This window comes from Mumia sp. zg.B21 (genome assembly GCF_019550855.1).
In the GTDB taxonomy this organism is placed as follows: domain Bacteria; phylum Actinomycetota; class Actinomycetes; order Propionibacteriales; family Nocardioidaceae; genus Mumia.
The window spans coordinates 501,912-518,293 of the sequence record NZ_JAHWCJ010000002.1; the positions used below are offsets into that span (position 1 = coordinate 501,912).

14 protein-coding genes and 1 tRNA gene are annotated in these 16,382 nt (G+C 70.6%); 8 read left to right on the forward strand and 7 right to left on the reverse strand.

Annotated elements, in window-relative coordinates:
* The first annotated feature begins 20 nt into the window (after positions 1–20).
* From KV100_RS11115 to KV100_RS11135, 5 genes are all read left to right on the forward strand, one after another.
* The gene (locus KV100_RS11115; protein ID WP_220343124.1) at positions 21–803 is read left to right on the forward strand and encodes a TetR/AcrR family transcriptional regulator; all 783 of its coding nucleotides are present in this window, start codon (positions 21–23) and stop codon (positions 801–803) included.
* Positions 804–912: 109 nt separating this feature from the next.
* On the forward strand, positions 913–2,229 hold the full coding sequence (locus KV100_RS11120) for an aspartate kinase (RefSeq protein WP_220343125.1): 1,317 nt from the start codon (positions 913–915) through the stop codon (positions 2,227–2,229).
* Between the two features lie 19 nt (positions 2,230–2,248).
* A complete protein-coding gene (locus KV100_RS11125; protein ID WP_220343126.1) occupies positions 2,249–3,286 on the forward strand; it encodes an aspartate-semialdehyde dehydrogenase in 1,038 nt (345 codons plus the stop codon).
* A gap of 1 nt (position 3,287) precedes the next feature.
* Positions 3,288–3,827 carry a GNAT family N-acetyltransferase gene (locus tag KV100_RS11130; protein ID WP_220343127.1) on the forward strand — a complete coding sequence of 180 codons (540 nt, stop codon included), beginning with the start codon at positions 3,288–3,290 and terminating at the stop codon, positions 3,825–3,827.
* Positions 3,824–4,387, forward strand: a complete 564-nt coding sequence (locus tag KV100_RS11135; RefSeq protein WP_220343128.1) for a DUF1707 domain-containing protein — start codon at positions 3,824–3,826, stop codon at positions 4,385–4,387. Before KV100_RS11130 ends, KV100_RS11135 begins: the two co-directional genes overlap by 4 nt.
* A 15-nt stretch (positions 4,388–4,402) precedes the next feature.
* Here KV100_RS11135 and KV100_RS11140 read toward each other — a convergent pair whose 3' ends face one another.
* Positions 4,403–5,188 (reverse strand): glycerophosphodiester phosphodiesterase family protein, encoded by a 786-nt coding sequence (locus KV100_RS11140; RefSeq protein WP_220343129.1) that lies wholly within the window; start codon positions 5,186–5,188, stop codon positions 4,403–4,405.
* Between the two features lie 136 nt (positions 5,189–5,324).
* Between KV100_RS11140 and dinB the strand changes: the two genes are divergently transcribed.
* Complete coding sequence (gene dinB, locus KV100_RS11145; protein WP_220343130.1) at positions 5,325–6,515, forward strand: DNA polymerase IV; 1,191 nt, start codon at positions 5,325–5,327, stop codon at positions 6,513–6,515.
* Between the two features lie 273 nt (positions 6,516–6,788).
* Here the strand turns inward: dinB and KV100_RS11150 are convergent, their stop codons facing one another.
* The 4 genes from KV100_RS11150 to KV100_RS11165 all read right to left on the reverse strand — a co-directional run bounded on the left by KV100_RS11150 (position 6,789) and on the right by KV100_RS11165 (position 11,809).
* The gene (locus tag KV100_RS11150; protein ID WP_220343131.1) at positions 6,789–8,795 is read right to left on the reverse strand and encodes an acetoacetate--CoA ligase; all 2,007 of its coding nucleotides are present in this window, start codon (positions 8,793–8,795) and stop codon (positions 6,789–6,791) included.
* A gap of 42 nt (positions 8,796–8,837) precedes the next feature.
* On the reverse strand, positions 8,838–10,637 hold the full coding sequence (locus KV100_RS11155; RefSeq protein WP_220343132.1) for an alkyl/aryl-sulfatase: 1,800 nt from the start codon (positions 10,635–10,637) through the stop codon (positions 8,838–8,840).
* 132 nt (positions 10,638–10,769) lie between these two features.
* Positions 10,770–10,843: transfer RNA gene (locus KV100_RS11160), tRNA-Pro, on the reverse strand.
* Positions 10,844–10,894: 51 nt separating this feature from the next.
* A complete protein-coding gene (locus tag KV100_RS11165; RefSeq protein ID WP_220343133.1) occupies positions 10,895–11,809 on the reverse strand; it encodes a metallophosphoesterase in 915 nt (304 codons plus the stop codon).
* Positions 11,810–11,883: 74 nt separating this feature from the next.
* On the opposite strand from KV100_RS11165, the gene KV100_RS11170 reads away from it, so the two are divergent.
* The gene (locus KV100_RS11170; RefSeq protein WP_220343134.1) at positions 11,884–12,345 is read left to right on the forward strand and encodes a GatB/YqeY domain-containing protein; all 462 of its coding nucleotides are present in this window, start codon (positions 11,884–11,886) and stop codon (positions 12,343–12,345) included.
* Positions 12,346–12,396: 51 nt separating this feature from the next.
* Here KV100_RS11170 and KV100_RS11175 read toward each other — a convergent pair whose 3' ends face one another.
* The gene (locus tag KV100_RS11175; protein ID WP_220343135.1) at positions 12,397–14,523 is read right to left on the reverse strand and encodes a transglycosylase domain-containing protein; all 2,127 of its coding nucleotides are present in this window, start codon (positions 14,521–14,523) and stop codon (positions 12,397–12,399) included.
* A 225-nt stretch (positions 14,524–14,748) separates the two neighbouring features.
* Here KV100_RS11175 and KV100_RS11180 point away from each other — a divergent pair, with 225 nt between their 5' ends.
* On the forward strand, positions 14,749–15,042 hold the full coding sequence (locus KV100_RS11180; protein WP_220343136.1) for a WhiB family transcriptional regulator: 294 nt from the start codon (positions 14,749–14,751) through the stop codon (positions 15,040–15,042).
* Between the two features lie 31 nt (positions 15,043–15,073).
* Here the strand turns inward: KV100_RS11180 and KV100_RS11185 are convergent, their stop codons facing one another.
* Entirely contained in the window at positions 15,074–16,270 is a 1,197-nt protein-coding gene (locus KV100_RS11185; RefSeq protein WP_220343716.1) for an ArsA-related P-loop ATPase, read from the reverse strand.
* Positions 16,271–16,382 lie beyond the last annotated feature (112 nt).

Genomic DNA, 16,382 nt, shown 5'->3' on the forward strand with positions numbered 1-16,382 from the left:
AAGGCCGACGAGGAGGTCGGATGGCCCAGGACGAGATGCAGCTCCCGGACGAGCTCGCCCTGCTCTGGGGCAGGCGCTCCGGCGGTCGTCGAGGACCACGTCCGGAGCTCGACGCGAGCGCGATCGTCGCCGCGGCCGTCGAGATCGCCGACACCGACGGCCTCAACGCCGTGTCGATGGCGCGCGTCGCCAAGCAGCTCGGATTCTCGACGATGGCGCTCTATCGCCACGTCGCCAACAAGGACGAGCTGCTCTCGCTCATGTGGAACGAGAGCGCGTCCGTGGCGCAGCGGGTCGAGCTGACCGGTGACGGGTGGCGGGAGCGCATGCAGTCGTGGGCCACCCTCCAGCAGCAGATGCTGGCAGACCACCCGTGGCTCGCGCAGATGCCGATGAGCAACCCGCCGATGGGGCCGAGCGCCTTCGCGTGGCTCGAGCGCGGCCTCGACGCGCTGTCCGGCACCCCGCTGTCCGACGGGGAGAAGCTGCAGGCGGTCGGGGCGATCAGCGCCTACTCCCTCGCCGAGGCGCGGATGGCGTACGAGGAGGCGGCCGCGGCGGCCCGTCGACGCGCCGCAGGCAAGCCCGTCGTGGCGTTCGAGAACGTGATCGCCGTCCTCGCCGACCCGGAGACCTTCCCGAACCTCGCCCGTCTCGCCGCGACCCTCTCGCCGATGCCTGCCGTCGGCGAGGCCGGCTATGAGGAGTACGGCGAGGCGAGCTTCGGCTTCGGTCTCGACCTCCTCCTCGACGGGATCGCCGCCCTCATCGAGCGCCGCGAAGGTCAGCGCCCCGCGCCGTGAGTCGCCCCGTCCCCGAGACGCGGGAAAACCCGGTGACGTGCCCGGTTAGACTGACGAGGACGCAGCGTGGCGTCCAACCACCAGACTCCGAGGCAGACGAGGAACGTCCGTGGGCATTGTCGTCCAGAAGTACGGCGGCTCGTCGGTGTCCGACGCCGCCAGCATCAAGCGCGTCGCGCAGCGCATCGTCGCCACCAAGAAGGCGGGCAACGACGTCGTCGTGGTCGTCTCCGCGATGGGCGACACGACCGACGAGCTCCTCGACCTCGCCCACGAGGTCTCGCCCCTGCCCGACGGCCGCGAGCTCGACATGCTGCTCACCGCGGGCGAGCGGATCTCGATGGCGCTGCTCGCGATGGCGATCGGCAACCTCGGTCAGCAGGCGCAGTCCTTCACGGGGTCCCAGGCCGGCGTGATCACCGACTCGGCGCACGGCAGGGCCAAGATCATCGACGTCACGCCCGGAAGGATCCGCCGCGCGATCGAGGAGGACGCCGTCGCGATCGTCGCGGGCTTCCAGGGCGTCTCGCACGACAGCAAGAACATCACGACCCTCGGCCGCGGCGGGTCCGACACCACCGCGGTCGCCCTCGCCGCCGCGCTCGAGGCCGACGTCTGCGAGATCTACACCGACGTCGACGGCATCTTCACCGCCGACCCGCGCATCGTCCCCGCCGCCCGCCGCATCCCGGTCATCTCGTACGAGGAGACGCTGGAGATGACGGCCAACGGCGCCAAGATCCTGCACCTGCGCTGCGTCGAGTACGCGCGCCGCAACAACATGCCCATCCACGTCCGCTCGTCCTTCTCCACCAAGCAGGGGACCTGGGTGGTCAGCGCGGAGCGGATGGCGGAGCTGTTGTCCACGGAACTCACGAACGAAGTCGATGGGGAGGCTCCCGTGATGGAGCAAGCGATCATCTCCGGCGTTGCGCACGATCGCAGCGAGGCCAAGATCACCGTCGTCGGGGTCCCCGACAAGGTGGGCGAGGCGGCGCGCATCTTCGAGGTGCTCGCGGAGGCGCAGATCAACCTGGACATGATCGTCCAGAACGTCTCCGCCGCCTCGACGGGCCTGACCGACATCTCCTTCACGCTGCCGCGCGCCGACGGTCAGACCGCGATGACGGCGCTGGCACGGCTCAAGGACGAGGTCGGCTACGCCCAGCTGCAGTACGACGACGGGGTCGGCAAGATCTCGCTCGTCGGCGCGGGGATGCGCACCAACCCCGGCATCTCGGCGCGGTTCTTCAAGGCGATCGCCGATGCCGGCGTCAACATCGAGATGATCTCGACCTCCGAGATCCGGATCTCGGTCGTCGTCAACGAGCAGCAGATCGACGACGCGGTCACCGCCGCGCACCGCGCGTTCGACCTGGACTCCCACGAGGTCGAGGCCGTCGTCTACGGCGGCACCGGTCGCTAGGCACGAGGAGCACACCACCATGGCCCACGGACTGAAGATCGGCGTCGTCGGCGCGACCGGCCAGGTCGGCGGCGTGATGCGCACGCTGCTCCAGGAGCGCGCGTTCCCGATCGACGAGATCCGCTTCTTCGCCTCGGCGCGCTCGGCGGGCACGACGCTGTCCTTCGCCGGACGCGACGTCGTCGTCGAGGACACCGCGACCGCCGACCCGACGGGCCTCGATGTGGCCGTGTTCTCGGCCGGTGCCACCATGTCGCGGGTCCAGGCCCCGCGCTTCGCCGCGGCCGGGGTGACGGTCATCGACAACTCGTCGGCCTGGCGCAAGGACCCCGAGGTGCCGCTGGTCGTCTCCGAGGTCAACCCGGAGGCCATCGACCAGGCGGTCAAGGGCATCATCGCCAACCCCAACTGCACCACGATGGCCGCGATGCCGGTGCTGAAGCCGCTGCACGACGAGGCGGGACTGGTGCGCCTCGTGGCCAGCACCTACCAGGCCGTGTCAGGCTCAGGGCTCGGTGGCGTCGAGGAGCTCGCGACGCAGGCCGAGAAGGTCGTCGCCGGTGCTCGCGCGCTGACCTACGACGGCTCGGCGCTGGACTTCCCCGAGCCGCAGAAGTACGTCGCTCCGATCGCGTTCAACGTGCTGCCGATGGCCGGCTCGGTCGTGGACGACGGCAGCGAGGAGACAGACGAGGAGCAGAAGCTGCGCAACGAGTCGCGCAAGATCCTCGGCCTCCCCGACCTGCGCGTGTCCGGCACGTGCGTGCGCGTGCCGGTCTTCACCGGGCACTCCCTGTCGCTCAACGTGGAGTTCGCCGACGCGATCACCCCCGACCGTGCGCGGGCACTTCTCGCCGAGGCGCCTGGGGTTCAGCTCGTCGACGTGCCGACACCGCTGCAGGCAGCCGGTGCCGACCCGAGCCTCGTCGGACGGATCCGCCAGGACTCCAGCGTCGACGGCGAGCGCGGTCTCGTGCTCTTCGTCAGCAACGACAACCTGCGCAAGGGTGCGGCGCTCAACACCATCCAGATCGCTGAGCTGATCGCGGCACGCTGACGTGCCGGTCGTCGTCCGGCCTCGCGACCCCAGGGACGTCGACGCGCTCGTGGCGGTGCTGGCGGTCGTGCACGAGCACGACCGCTATCCCATCGTCGGAGCGCACGTCGAGGCCGGGTGGATCCTCGAGCCCGACGGCCCTGCCTGGGTGGCCGAGCTCGACGGAGCGGTGGTCGGTCAGGCGGCCCTGCAGTCCGGCGCCGACCCGGTCGCGGCCGAGGCGCTCGGGGTCGCTCGGGCCGAGGCGCTGACGCTCGCCCGGTTCTTCGTCGCCCCCGCCGCGAGAGGCACCGGCGCTGCTCGCTCGCTGCTGGACGCCGTGGAGTCGTACGCCCGGGAGGCAGGGCGACCGCTGGCCCTCGAGGTCGTCGCGCACAACGAGGCGGCGCGGACGCTCTACGCCGGCCGGGGCTGGACCCCTCTCGGGCCGTACGCGGCCCGCTGGTTCGGCGACGACGGGCCGGCATTCGAGGCCCACCGGTTCGTCCTTCCGACTGTGGGCGCACCGCGGCCCGGCGATGTGGAACGATCAGGCACGTGAGCGAGATCAGTCCCACCGGTGATCCCTGGACCCGCTTCTCCCGGGATCCGCGTGACCCTGCGGTCTCGACCTTGCGCACCGGTGACGTCGACCGTGCCGTCCTGACCGACGTCCTCGGCGAGGCCTTCTCCGACGGACGGCTCACCCGTGAGGAGTACGACGAGCGTGCGGACGAGGCAGTCCGGGCGCGTACGTACGGTGACTTCCTCCCGCTGATGCAGGACCTCGTTCCCACCAGCGGAGCGGCGGCACCACCGGTGCGGCGCGGCGACAGCCCGGACCTCCAGCGTGCCGCGGTGAAGGCGTACGAGCGCAAGCGTCGTGACTCGTGGGTCGAGGCCGTGACGATCACCCTGATCTGCACCGGCATCTGGCTGGCGATCAGCCTCGCCGGCGGCGGGTTCGACCCTCACTTCCCGTGGCCGATCATCGTCGCGGTGATCGCGTTCGCCGACTCCATCGAGACGACGGCGAGCCGGGAGAAATACATCGAGAAGGAACGCGCGAAGCTCGAGCGCAAGGCGCGCAAGCAGGAGCGCAAGGAGCTTCCGGGCTCCTGATCGGGTGCCTGTGCCTCACACCGACGCTGACGCGTCGACCCGCGTACGGAGCAGGTCCAGTGCCCGCTGCGGACGGTCGGTGATGATGCCCTCGACCCCGGCATCGGCCGCCCGCAGGATCGCCGCCGGCGCGTTGGCCGTCCAGACGTTGGTCTCGAGCCCCGCGAGCTGGGCACGACGGACGTACGCCGAGGTGACCGCTCCGTGCCAGGGGTTGACCGCGTCAGCCCAGGCCTCGAGCCTGGGCTGACGGGGCGTGGAGTGGACCAGGAGACCGCGCGGGACCTCCGGAAGCAGACGCCCGAACTCCCGGAGCGCTGGTGCGTGGAAGCTCTGCGCCGTCACCGACACCCCGGGCGAGAAGCAGCGCAGGACCTCCGCGACCGCGCCGACGAGCCGGGGTTGCGTCTCGGGGTTCTTGATCTCGACGAGGAGCGCGACGCCGGTGGCGCGGAGCGCGTCGAGCATCTGCTCCAGCGTCGGGACCGGCTCTCCTGCGAACGCGGCACCACGCCCGGAGCCGGCGTCGAGGCGCCGTACCTCGTCGTCGGTGAAGGTCCAGACGGGGTCGTGGGCGCGACCGGGGTGGCGCCGAGCGACGTCGGTGGTGCGCGCGAGCGTCGGGTCGTGGACGACGACGGGCGTGCCGTCCCGGGTGGACTGGACGTCGATCTCGACCGCGTCGACGCCGATCGCCACTGCTGCGGCGACAGCGGCGAGCGTGTTCTCCGGCGCGACGGCGTGGGCGCCCCGGTGGGCGACCACGCGCGGGCGGCGCATCGTGGTGATCTGCTCGTTCATGCTGCGAGCGTCGTCCGGACCGATGGAGCGCGGGCGAGAACGAGGTGGACACGGGGTGAACGGACGCTGAGGTGTTGTCCGAGTTGGCGGCGTAGGATACGAACATGCGTTCGATCGATGCTGTGGTGGGAGGGCGGTGAACGGCGACGCCACCATCCTCCACGCCGACCTCGACTCGTTCTTCGCGTCGGTCGAGCAGCGCGACGACCCTTCCCTCCGCGGCCGGCCGGTCCTCGTCGGCGGGGGTGTGGTGGTCGCCGCGAGCTACGAGGCCAAGGCGTACGGCGTGCGGACACCGATGGGCATCGTCGAGGCCAAGTCCCTGTGCCCGGGCGCGATCGTGGCGTCGCCACGCTTCGAGGCGTACTCGGCCGCCAGCAAGGCCGTCTTCGAGCTGTTCCGCGACACCACCCCGCTGGTCGACCCGATCTCGATCGACGAGGCGTTCCTCGAGGTCGGTGGGCTGGCGCGGCTCGTCGGGTCACCGGAGTCGATCGGGGCTCGGCTGCGCGCACGGGTCCGCGACGAGGTCGGGCTGCCGATCACGGTCGGAGTCGCGCGCACCAAGTTCCTCGCCAAGATCGCCAGCGCCCACGCCAAGCCCGACGGCTTGCTCGTCGTGCCGGTCGACGGTGAGCAGGCGTTCCTGCATCCGCTGCCGGTCGAGCGGATGTGGGGGGTCGGGGCCAAGACCGGCGCGAAGCTGCGGGCCCGCGGCATCGAGCGGATCGGAGAGCTCGCGGCAGTGCCGCCGCACGCGCTGTCGGCGTACGTCGGTCGGGCGGCGGCGTACCATCTGCACGCCCTCGCCAACGGGCAGGACCCGCGTCCCGTCGAGACAGGGAGACGACGACGATCAGTCGGGGCGCAGCGTGCGCTGGGACGGCGGCCGAAGTCCATGTCCGACATCGACGCGGCGCTCGCGGGTCTCGTCGACCGCGTAGCGCGACGGATGCGCAAGGCGGAGCGAGAGGGGCGGACGGTCACGTTGCGGCTTCGCTTCGACGACTTCACGCGCGCGACCCGCTCGCACACGCTTCCTCGACCGACCGCGCGGACCGAGCGGGTGCTGCTCGTGGCGCGGTCGCTGCTCGACGTGGCTGCGCCGATGATCGCCGAGCGTGGGTGCACGCTGGTCGGCGTGGCCGTGAGCGGGTTCGATGCCGACACGGGCGTCCAGCTCGAGCTGCCGTTCGGGGACCCCGACACGGCGACGCTCGATCTGGCGCTCGACGACGTGCGGGAGCGGTACGGCTCGTCGGCGGTCCTGCGGGGCTCGCTCGTACGGCGCGGCGAAGGCCTCGCGATGCCGACCCTCCCCGACTGACCGCCTCGTCCTCCGCTCGCGGGTCACCTTCTTCCGCTCGCGGGTCACTCTCATGCGCTCGCGGGTCACCGTCGGGTGTTCCCGGGTCACCGTCGTGCGCTCGCGGGTCACCGTCGTGCGCTCGCGGGTCACCGGGACTGACCCGCGACCGCCAGGGATCGACCCGCGGGCGCCAGGGACTGACCCGCGGGCGCCAGGGACTGACCCGCGAGCACCAGGGACTGACCCGCGGGCGCCAGAGAGTGACCCGCGAGCGGAAGGGAAGGGGCGGGGTCAGGCTTCGCCGCGCAGGCCTTCGTACGCCTCGAGGGTCTCCGGGTTCTGCAGGGCACCGCGGGCGGCCGCGTCGTCGATCGCCGTCCCGCGCAGGATCTTCTTCACCGGCACCTCGAGCTTCTTGCCCGACAGCGTGCGCGGCACCCCGGGCACCTGGTGGATCACGTCCGGCACGTGCCGCGGCGACAGCTGCGAACGCAGGGCGCCGGCGATGGTGCGCTGCATCGCCTCGTCCAGCTCCAATCCCTCGGCCAGTACGACGAAGAGCAGCAGCTCCCCGGCACCACCCTCGGCGTCCTCCAGGTGTACGACGAGACTGTCGGTGACCTCGTCCAAGCCCTCGACCACGGAGTAGAACTCGGCCGTACCGAGGCGCACCCCGCCGCGGTTGAGGGTCGCGTCGCTGCGCCCCGTGATCGTGCACGAGCCGTCGGCGCGGATCGTGATCCAGTCACCGTGACGCCAGACGCCGGGGAAGTCCTCGAAGTACGCGGCGTGGTAGCGCGACCCGTCGTCGTCACCCCAGAACCCGAGGGGCATGGACGGCATCGGCTCGGTGATCACGAGCTCCCCGAGCTCGTCGACAACCGGACGGCCGTCGATGTCGTACGCGGCGATGGCGACGCCGAGGTTCGGCCCGGAGATCTCACCGGCGTACACGGGGAGCATCGGGTTGGCGCCCACGAACCCGGTGCACACGTCCGTGCCGCCGGAGAGCGAGCCGAGGTGGACGTCGTCCCCGACCGCCTCGTACACCCACCGAAACCCCTCGACCGGCAGCGGCGCGCCCGTCGACCCGACACCGCGCAGCCGCGACAGGTCGGCGACGTCCTTCGGCACCAGCCCCTCCTTGCGGCACTGGAGCAGGAACGGCGCGCTCGTCCCGAAGTAGGTGATGCCGAGCTCGTCGCTCATCCGCCACAACGACCCGAGGTCGGGGTGCGCGAGGTTGCCGTCGTACATCACGACGGTCGCGCCCGACAGCAGCCCCGAGACGAGCAGGTTCCACATCATCCAGCCGGTGGTGGAGAACCAGAAGAAGACGTCGTCCGGGCCGAGACCGAGCTCGAGCGCCACGGACTTCGTGTGCTCGACGGTGATGCCGCCGTGGCCGTGGACGATCGGCTTGGGTAGCCCGGTGGTGCCGGACGAGAACAGCAGATAGAGCGGGTGGTCGAACGGCACGCGGTCGAACGCGAGCTCGGCCGGCTCCGCCACCAGGTCCGCCCACGTCACGGAGTCGGCGGGTGCCGCCGCCTCCGGGTCGAGGTACGGCAGCCACACCGTCGCGCGCAACGACGGCAGCGCCGCCCGGATCGCGGCGACCTCGTCGCACCGGTCGACCGCCTTCGTGCCGTAGCGGTAGCCGTCGACCGCGAGCATCACGGTCGGTTCGATCTGCCCCCAGCGGTCGATCACGCTCCGCGTCCCGAACTCGGGTGCGCAGGACGAGAAGATCGCGCCGAGGCTCGCTGCGGCGAGCAGCAGGACGAGCGTCTCGGGCACGTTGGGGGCGTACGCCACCACCCTGTCGCCGCGGGTGATCCCGAGGCGTACGAGGCCCGCTCGTGCCCGAGCGACCGCGTCTCTCAGCTCGGCCGCCGTGTACGTCACGTCGTCGCGCGACTGCGACCGTGCGACCACGACGACATCGTCGTCGGCCCGTCCGGGCATCTGCAGCATGGCCTCGGCGTAGTTCAGCGCGACGCCGGGGAACCACGTACGGCCAGGCACCGGCGGCGCGCCGTCGGCGGCGGGCACGAGCGCGACGGCCGGGTCACTCTCCGCGCCGTCGACCGTCCCGGGGACCGCGAAGTACGTCCAGATCGAACGCCAGAACGCGTCCTGGTCGTCGACCGACCAGGCGTGCAGGGCGCGGGCGTCGGCGAGCGGCGGACCTCCGTGGGACTCGGCCCAGTCCATGAAGGCGCCGATGCGCGTCGTACGGCGTGCGTCGGGCGCGGGCTCCCAGAGGACCTCGTGCGTCACCTGCGGTGTGAACATGGCGACACCCTAGACGGCGTGGAGCACGGCCTCCCACGCGTGTCACGGCTCGACGACGGCGAACCTCGGGTCGGGCTCGTCGGTCAGCCCGACGATCGTGGTGAGCACCGACGTATCACCGTCCACATCGATGCCGTCGAGCGTGCCCGACCCCAGCAGGCCGAGCAGCTGCGGACGGGTGAGGCGGAGGGTCAGGTCCGCGGCGTCGCCGCGCGTGGTCGGGAAGTGGACGAGCGCACCGTTCGAGAGCTCCATCCGGTACGCCTCGCCCGAGTCGGTGAAGTGCCACGCGATGCTTCCGGTCACGCCCGCGGCCTTCGCCCCGTCGAGCCGGATGGCGATGGTGTCGAACAGCTGGGTGGTCGTCAACGCGCTCACCATCCCCGCGGCGGTGAAGGAGGCGGTCGGACTACCTCCACGGAGCTCGTGCGCGCCGGTGAGGAAGCAGTTGCGCCACGTCGCGTTCTCGGCACCGAGACCGAGCGACTCGAGGACCTCCGCCAACGCCTCGCGGGCCTGCGGGTTGTCCGGATCGGCGAACACGGCGTGACTGCCCAGCTCGGCAGCGAAGCGGAGGTCTCCCGCGTCGGCGTAGCGTCGGACCGCCTGCACCACGGCGTCGACACCGCCGAGGAGCTCGACGTAGCGGTCGGCCCGGTTCTCCGGCGTGTGCTCCCACAGGTGGGCGGGGTTGCCGTCGTACCACCCGAGGTAGCGCTGGAAGACCGCCTTGACGTTGTGGCTCAGCGACCCGTAGTAGCCGCGCGTGCTCCACCGCTGTGCCAGGGAGTCGGGAAGGTCGAGCATCTCGGCGATCTCGCTGCCGACGTAGCCCTGGTTCATGAGGCGCAGCGTCTGGTCGTGCATGTACGCGTAGAGGTCCCGCTGCTCGGTCAGGAAGGCGATGACCTCGTCGGTCCCCCACGTCGGCCAGTGGTGCGACGAGAACACCACGTCGGAGTCGTGTGCGAACAGCTCGATCGACTCCGCGAGGTAGCGCGACCAGATTCGCGAGTCGCGGACCTGGGCGCCGCGCAGCGTGAGCAGGTTGTGCATCGTGTGGCACGCGTTCTCCGCCATGCAGAGCACCCGCTCGTCGGGGAAGGAGAAGTTCATCTCTGCCGGCGACTCCGTCCCCGGCGTCAGCTGGAAGACGATCCGCACACCGTCGAGGGTCTCCTCCTGGCCGGTGTGCGTGATGTCGACCGTCGGCGGAAGGAGCCCGACCGTCCCCGCCGAGGTGCGCGGGCCGAGACCGATGCCGACGGCCCCGGTCACCGAGGCGTCGAGCGGGTGTCCGTCGTAGTAGTAGCCACGCCGCAGCATGGCCACGCCGGCGTACACGTTCTCCGACACCGCGTGCTCGAGGAAGTGCTCCGGCGCGAGGATCGGCACGTCGGTGGACGCGTCGACGACGCCGAGCACGCCCCCGAAGTGGTCGATGTGCGCATGCGTGTAGATCACCGCGCTGACCGGGCGGTCACCTCGGTGCTCGCGATAGAGGGCGAGCGCAGCGGCGGCGGTCTCGGCACTCACGAGCGGGTCGATGACGATGACGCCCGAGGTTCCCTCGACCAGCGTCATGTTCGAGATGTCGAACCCGCGGACCTGGTAGAACCCGGGCGCGACCTCGTACAGGCCGTGGCGCGACGTCAGCTTCGCCTGGCGCCACAGGCTCGGGTGGACCTCCTCCGGAGCGCTTCCGGACACGAACGCCAGCGCGTCGGCGTCGAAGACGACCGTCCCGGTGGCGGAGGTGATCGTCGCCGGCGAGATCGTTCCGACGAATCCCCGGTCGGCGTTGGCGAAGTCTGGGTGGTCCTCGGAGTACGACACGGCCATGGGAGTCTCCGTCTGGTGGCGCGGTCAGCGACCTCTCCACCATCGTCGGTGCCCTGGACGTGCGCATCTCCCGGCCAGCGGGCCGGGAGACGACGAAACCCCAGATCCGGCGGGGATCTGGGGCTCATGCTGTCGGGGTGACAGGATTTGAACCTGCGGCCTCGTCGTCCCGAACGACGCGCGCTACCAAGCTGCGCCACACCCCGTGGCTCCTCGTACGTGGTACGAGCAGAACCTCTCCGCGAGTGGGCCCGCGCTCAGTTCCTCGGAGAGTCTACCGGACGCATCCGGAGCACCGTCGCCTCGGGTCGGCACGCGAAGCGGACGGGCGCGTACGGCGATGTGCCGCAGCCGGCCGAGACGTGGAGCCACGAGGAGTCGTGGCCTGCGGTCCGGTGCTGGTGGAGGCCGCGGGCACGCCGACGGTCGATGTCGCAGTTGGTCACGAGCGCGCCGAAGCCGGGCACACGGAGCTGGCCGCCGTGGGTGTGCCCGGCGAGGATCAGCGGGTATCCCTGGACGTTGAACGCGTCGATGGCCCGCAGGTACGGGGCGTGGACGACGGCGATCGCGAGGTCCGCCGACGGGTCGGCCGTCGTCGGGATCGCCTCGAGGTCGTCACGGTCGACGTGGGGGTCGTCGAGCCCCGCGAACGACAGCGAGAGCCCGCGGACGTCGAGCTTGCCGGTCGCGTTGTTGAGGTCGATCCAACCGGCCTCGCTGAAGGCGGTCCGCATCTCCTCGTACGGGAGGTCGGCGGTGCGGCGGCGTACGCCTGACGGCCCCATGAGATAGCCCGCCGGGTTCTTGAGCGTCGGCGAGTAGTAGTCGTTGGAGCCGAAGACGAACACTCCTGGGACACCGAGCAGGTCGTTGTAGGCCTGGAGGACGGCGGGCAGCGCCTCGAGGTGTGCGAGGTTGTCGCCGGTGTTGACGACGAGGTCGGGCTCGTACTCGACCAGGCTGCGCAGCCACCGCTGCTTGCGCGACTGTCCTGGGGTCATGTGGACGTCGGAGATCTGGAGCACCGTGAGCGGACGCGCCTCGGCTGGCAGGACGGGCAGGTCGATCTCGCGGACCACGAAGGCGTTGCGCTCGTAGAGGGACGCGTACGCCAGCGCGCCCGTGCCCGCGGCGGTCGTGGCCAGGAGGGTCTTCGTCAGGGGATGCACGCCTGCAAGCGTGCCACAGGGACGGCTGGGGAATCGGCGTGCCGGGGTGTGAAGCCCTGAGCGATGATGACCTCATGAGCGATCTCAAGGACCGACTGCGCACCGACCTGACCGCGGCGATGAAGGAGCGTGACTCGCTCCGGGCGTCGACACTGCGCATGGTGCTGTCGGCCATCAGTCGGGCCGAGACCGCCGGCAAGCAGGCCAAGGAGCTCTCCGACGCCGAGGTCCAGTCCGTGATCACGTCGGAGTCGAAGAAGCGGCGAGAGGCCGCCGAGGCGTACGAGTCGGGGAACCGGCCCGAGCTGGCGCAGAAGGAGCAGGACGAGGCCGCGATCCTCGCCGACTACCTGCCCGAGCCGCTCGGCGCCGACGAGGTGACCGCCCTCGTCTCCGAGGCGATCACCGAGGCCGGCGTCGCGGGCGAGGGCATGCGGGGCATGGGCAAGGTGATGGGGCTGCTCAAGCCCCGTACGGAGGGCCGGGTCGACGGCGCCGCGCTGGCCGCGGAGGTCCGGAGGCAGCTGGGCGCCTGAGCGCGCGAACGGCGGCCGGCTGAGGAGCCGGCCGCCGCTCGTCGCGCTTGGTCAGTCGTCGTTCCCGCGGCCTCCGCCGCCGCCGTTGCCGCGCCCCGGGCGGTCGTCGCCGCCGCCACCGCCGCCGCCACGGTCGCCCTTCTTGTCCTTCTTGTCGGGCTTGGCCGGGGCCCGCGGGGTGTCCGAGGGCGCTGCGCCGAGGCTGCCCGGCGACTCGAAGTTGGCGTACGGCAGGTCGTCCTGGATCGCGCGCATGGTGTCGGCCCACATCGGGCCGGCGAGCGAGGAGCCACCGACGGCGCTGAAGGAGATGTACTCACCGTTGAGCTGCTGGTTGGCGAGCGTCTTCCAGTGACCGTCACGGTTTGCGCCCGCGATCATGGACGACGTCACCAGCTTGGGGGTGTAGCCCATGTACCAGACGGCCTTGTTGTCCTGCGTGGTGCCGGTCTTGGCAGCGGACGGCTTGTTGAGCTGGAGGGCGTTGCCGAAGCCACCCTCCTGGACGCCGCGCAGGATCTGGTTCATCGAGTCGGCCGCCGCGGTCGACAGGACCCGCCGGCAGGTGGGCTGGTAGTCCTTGATGGTCGTGCCCTTGTTGTTCGTGATCAGCGTGACGGGCATCGGCTCGCAGTACTTGCCGCGAGCGGGGAACGTCGCGTACGCCGCCGACATGTCGAGGGCGCTGACGTCGATGACGCCGAGGGTAAACGACGGGTAGGTGTCGTTGACGTCAGGCACCGGGATGCCCATCTTGGCGGCCATCTTGGTCGTCGCGCAGAGCCCGACCAGACGCTCGAGCTGCGCGAAGTAGGTGTTAATCGACTGACGAAGTCCGCGGGTCATGTCGAACCCGCCGGCACCGGTCGAGTTGCTGACCTTCCACGAGCCGGCGCCCTCTTTGTCGCACTGCGAGAACCCGCTGATGTTCATCGACTGGGGCGAGTTGAAGAACGTGCTGGGCGGGTAGCCCTTGTCGAGAGCCGCCGCGGCAGTGAACGCCTTGAACGTCGACCCGGCCTGGAAGCCGTTCGCGCCACCGAGCGACTTGGGGACCGTGTAGTTGATGTAGGTCTCGCCGGCCTTCTTGTTGTTGCCCATCGGGCGTGACTGCGCGAGCGCACGCACCGCCCCGGTCCCGGGGACCACCAGCGCCTGCGCGCCGATCGCGTCGTCGGTCGGGGCGACACGCTTCTGGACCGACTCGTCGGCCGCGCGCTGGAACTTGGGCTCGAGCGTCGTTTTGATCACGAGACCGCCGGTCTCGAGCGTGTGCACGCGCTCGTCCTCGTTCTTGCCCAGCGACTCGTCCTGGAGGAGATAGCGACGGACGTAGTCGCAGAAGAACGGCGCCTTGGTGCTCACGCAACCGTTGGAGAAGCGGGTGATCTTGAGCCCGAGCGGCTGCGCGATGGCCTTCTGGACGACGGAACGCGTCAGGAGCCCCTGGGCCTCCATCGCCGACAGCACGATGTTGCGCCGACGCAGGGCGTTCTCGGGGTAGGTCACCGGGTCGTACTCGACCGGGTTCTTGACCAGTCCGGCGAGCGTCGCCGCCTGAGTCAGGCTGAGGTCGGCGGCGTCGACCGAGAAGTAGTGCTTGGCGGCGGCGCTCACGCCGTACGCGCCGTCACCGAAGTAGGAGATGTTGAGGTAGTTCTCGAGGATCTGCTGCTTGCTGTGCTTCTCCTCGTACGACATCGCGTACTTGAGCTCACGGACCTTGCGGGCCGGCGACACCTCGGTGGCGGCGCGACGCTCCTCCGGCGTCGTGGCCTGCTGCACCAGGATGTTCTTGACCAGCTGCTGGGTCAGGGACGAGCCGCCCTGGGTCTGGCCGTCGGTGGCGTTGTTGACCAGCGCGCGCAGCGTGCCCTTGAAGTCGAGGGCACCGTGCTCGAAGAACCGCGCGTCCTCGATGGAGACCACGGCCTGCTGCATCACCGGCGCGATCTTCGACAGCGGGATGTCCTGCCGGTTCTGGGAGTAGAAGTAGGTGAGGAGGGACCCGTCGGCCGCGAGGACCTTCGAGCGCTGCGGGATGGGGGTCTCGCGCAGCTCCAGCGGCAGCTCCTCGAAGCCGCGCGCCATGCTGTTGGAGGTCACCCCGACGAACGCGGCGACAGGGATCGCAAGTCCGGCGACGAGTACTCCGGCAAAGAGGCTGAGAAGCGCCATGGAGCCGATCACACGAGCCGCCCCCACGCCTTCGTCGCCGTGTCGACTGGGGCCCAGATTCATGGGCCTAGGTTACGGGAGCCCAGGTCAGTCACCAACTAATGGCCCGAAAGGACTATGGCAAACCATCCCGGGGTGTCTGTTATGTGGCCTGCGACACTGCGAGCCTGTGTGTATCACCACAGAACTACTTCTCGGTGATCCTCTCGGGGAAGGTGTCGGATCATGAGCTGGAACGAGTCTTGGGCCACGGTGGCAGCGTGCAAGGAGTCGCAGGACGCGCTGTTCGTCCGGGGCGCCGAGCAGAACCGCGCCAAGCAGATGTGCCGGTCGTGTCCGGTCAAGCTCGAGTGTCTCGCCGAGGCCCTCGACAACGACATCGAGTGGGGGATCTGGGGTGGCATGACCGAGCGTGAGCGCCGCGCCCTGCTGCGCCGTCGTCCCAACGTGACGTCGTGGCGCACGCTTCTCGAGGCCGCCCGCGCCAGCAAGCCGGCCGGCCCGGCCGTCGCCGTCTGACGCCGGCCCCTCCGGGTCTGGTCCGTCTGGCTCAGTCCGCCTGGGCCGCGTCTGCGTCGTCCTGGTCCGTCGCCGAGAGGCGGCGACCCGCGAGCAGCTCGCCGATCGTCGTCAGCCCCTCCACGTCGTGGACGTCGGTCGCGAGACCGGCGACCTCCACGCGGGGCACGCGCGGGTGCGCCGCAGCGAATCCCGTGACCACGCGCCGCTCGCGTGCCGCCACCCGCTCGCCGCGTGCGTGCACCGCCAGCAGCCCGGCGACCACCTTGTCGTCGACCGTCGGCCGTGAGCGACCGTCGAGCCGCCGCGCGGCGGCGTGGGGGTCGTCGCCGTCGAGCGAGAAGAGCGGCACCGTCATGCGGTTCACGATCAGACCGGCCAGCGGCATGTCCTCCTGGCTGAGGCGCTCGACGAAGTAGGACGCCTCGCGCATCGCGTCCGGCTCGGGCGACGCCACGACGAGGAAGGCGGTGCCACGGTCCTGGAGGAGCGCGTACGTCGCCTCCGCGCGCTGACGGAACCCGCCGAAGAGCGTGTCGAAGGCGGCGACGAAGGTCTGCACGTCGGTGAGGACCTGCGCGCCGAGGACCTTGTTGAGCGCTGACGTCACCATCCCGAACCCCGCCGAGAAGATGCGGGCGGGACCACGCGCGGGGGCCAGCAGGAGACGGATCAGCCGGCCGTCGAGCAGCGACGACAGCCGCTCCGGGGCGTCGAGGAAGTCGAGCGCAGATCGTGACGGCGGGGTGTCGACGACGATCAGGTCCCAGCGGCGCCGGTCGCCCTCGGCGGCGTCGGTCTCCTCGCGCTGGGCCACTGCCTCGGCGTGGAGCTGGCCGAGCTTCTCCATCGCCATGTACTCCTGCGTGCCCGCGAACGAGCTCGACAGCGCCGCATAGAAGGGGTTCGCGAGGATCTGCTGCGCCTTCTCCGGCGACGCGTGGGCTTCGACGACCTCGTCGAAGGTCCGCTTCATGTCCAGCATCATGGCGTCGAGCGATCCGCCCTGGGCACCGGCGCCCGTGACGGGGCGAGGAACGTTGTCGAGCGCGGTCAGGCCGAGCGACTGTGCGAGCCGTCGTGCGGGATCGATGGTGAGCACGCAGACGCGGCGACCGCGCTCGGCGGCGCGGAGGGCGAGAGCGGCCGACGTCGTCGTCTTGCCCACCCCGCCCGAGCCGCAGCACACCACGATCTCGATCGTCGGGTCGTCGATGATCGCGTCCATGTCGAGCGCGGTCGCCGATGCGGGGCCGCGTCCGGCATCGAGTGTCCGGCTGCGGGCCGCGGGACGGGACCGCGAGGCGGTGCGGGCACCCGTACGCGAGCCTCCCCTCGAC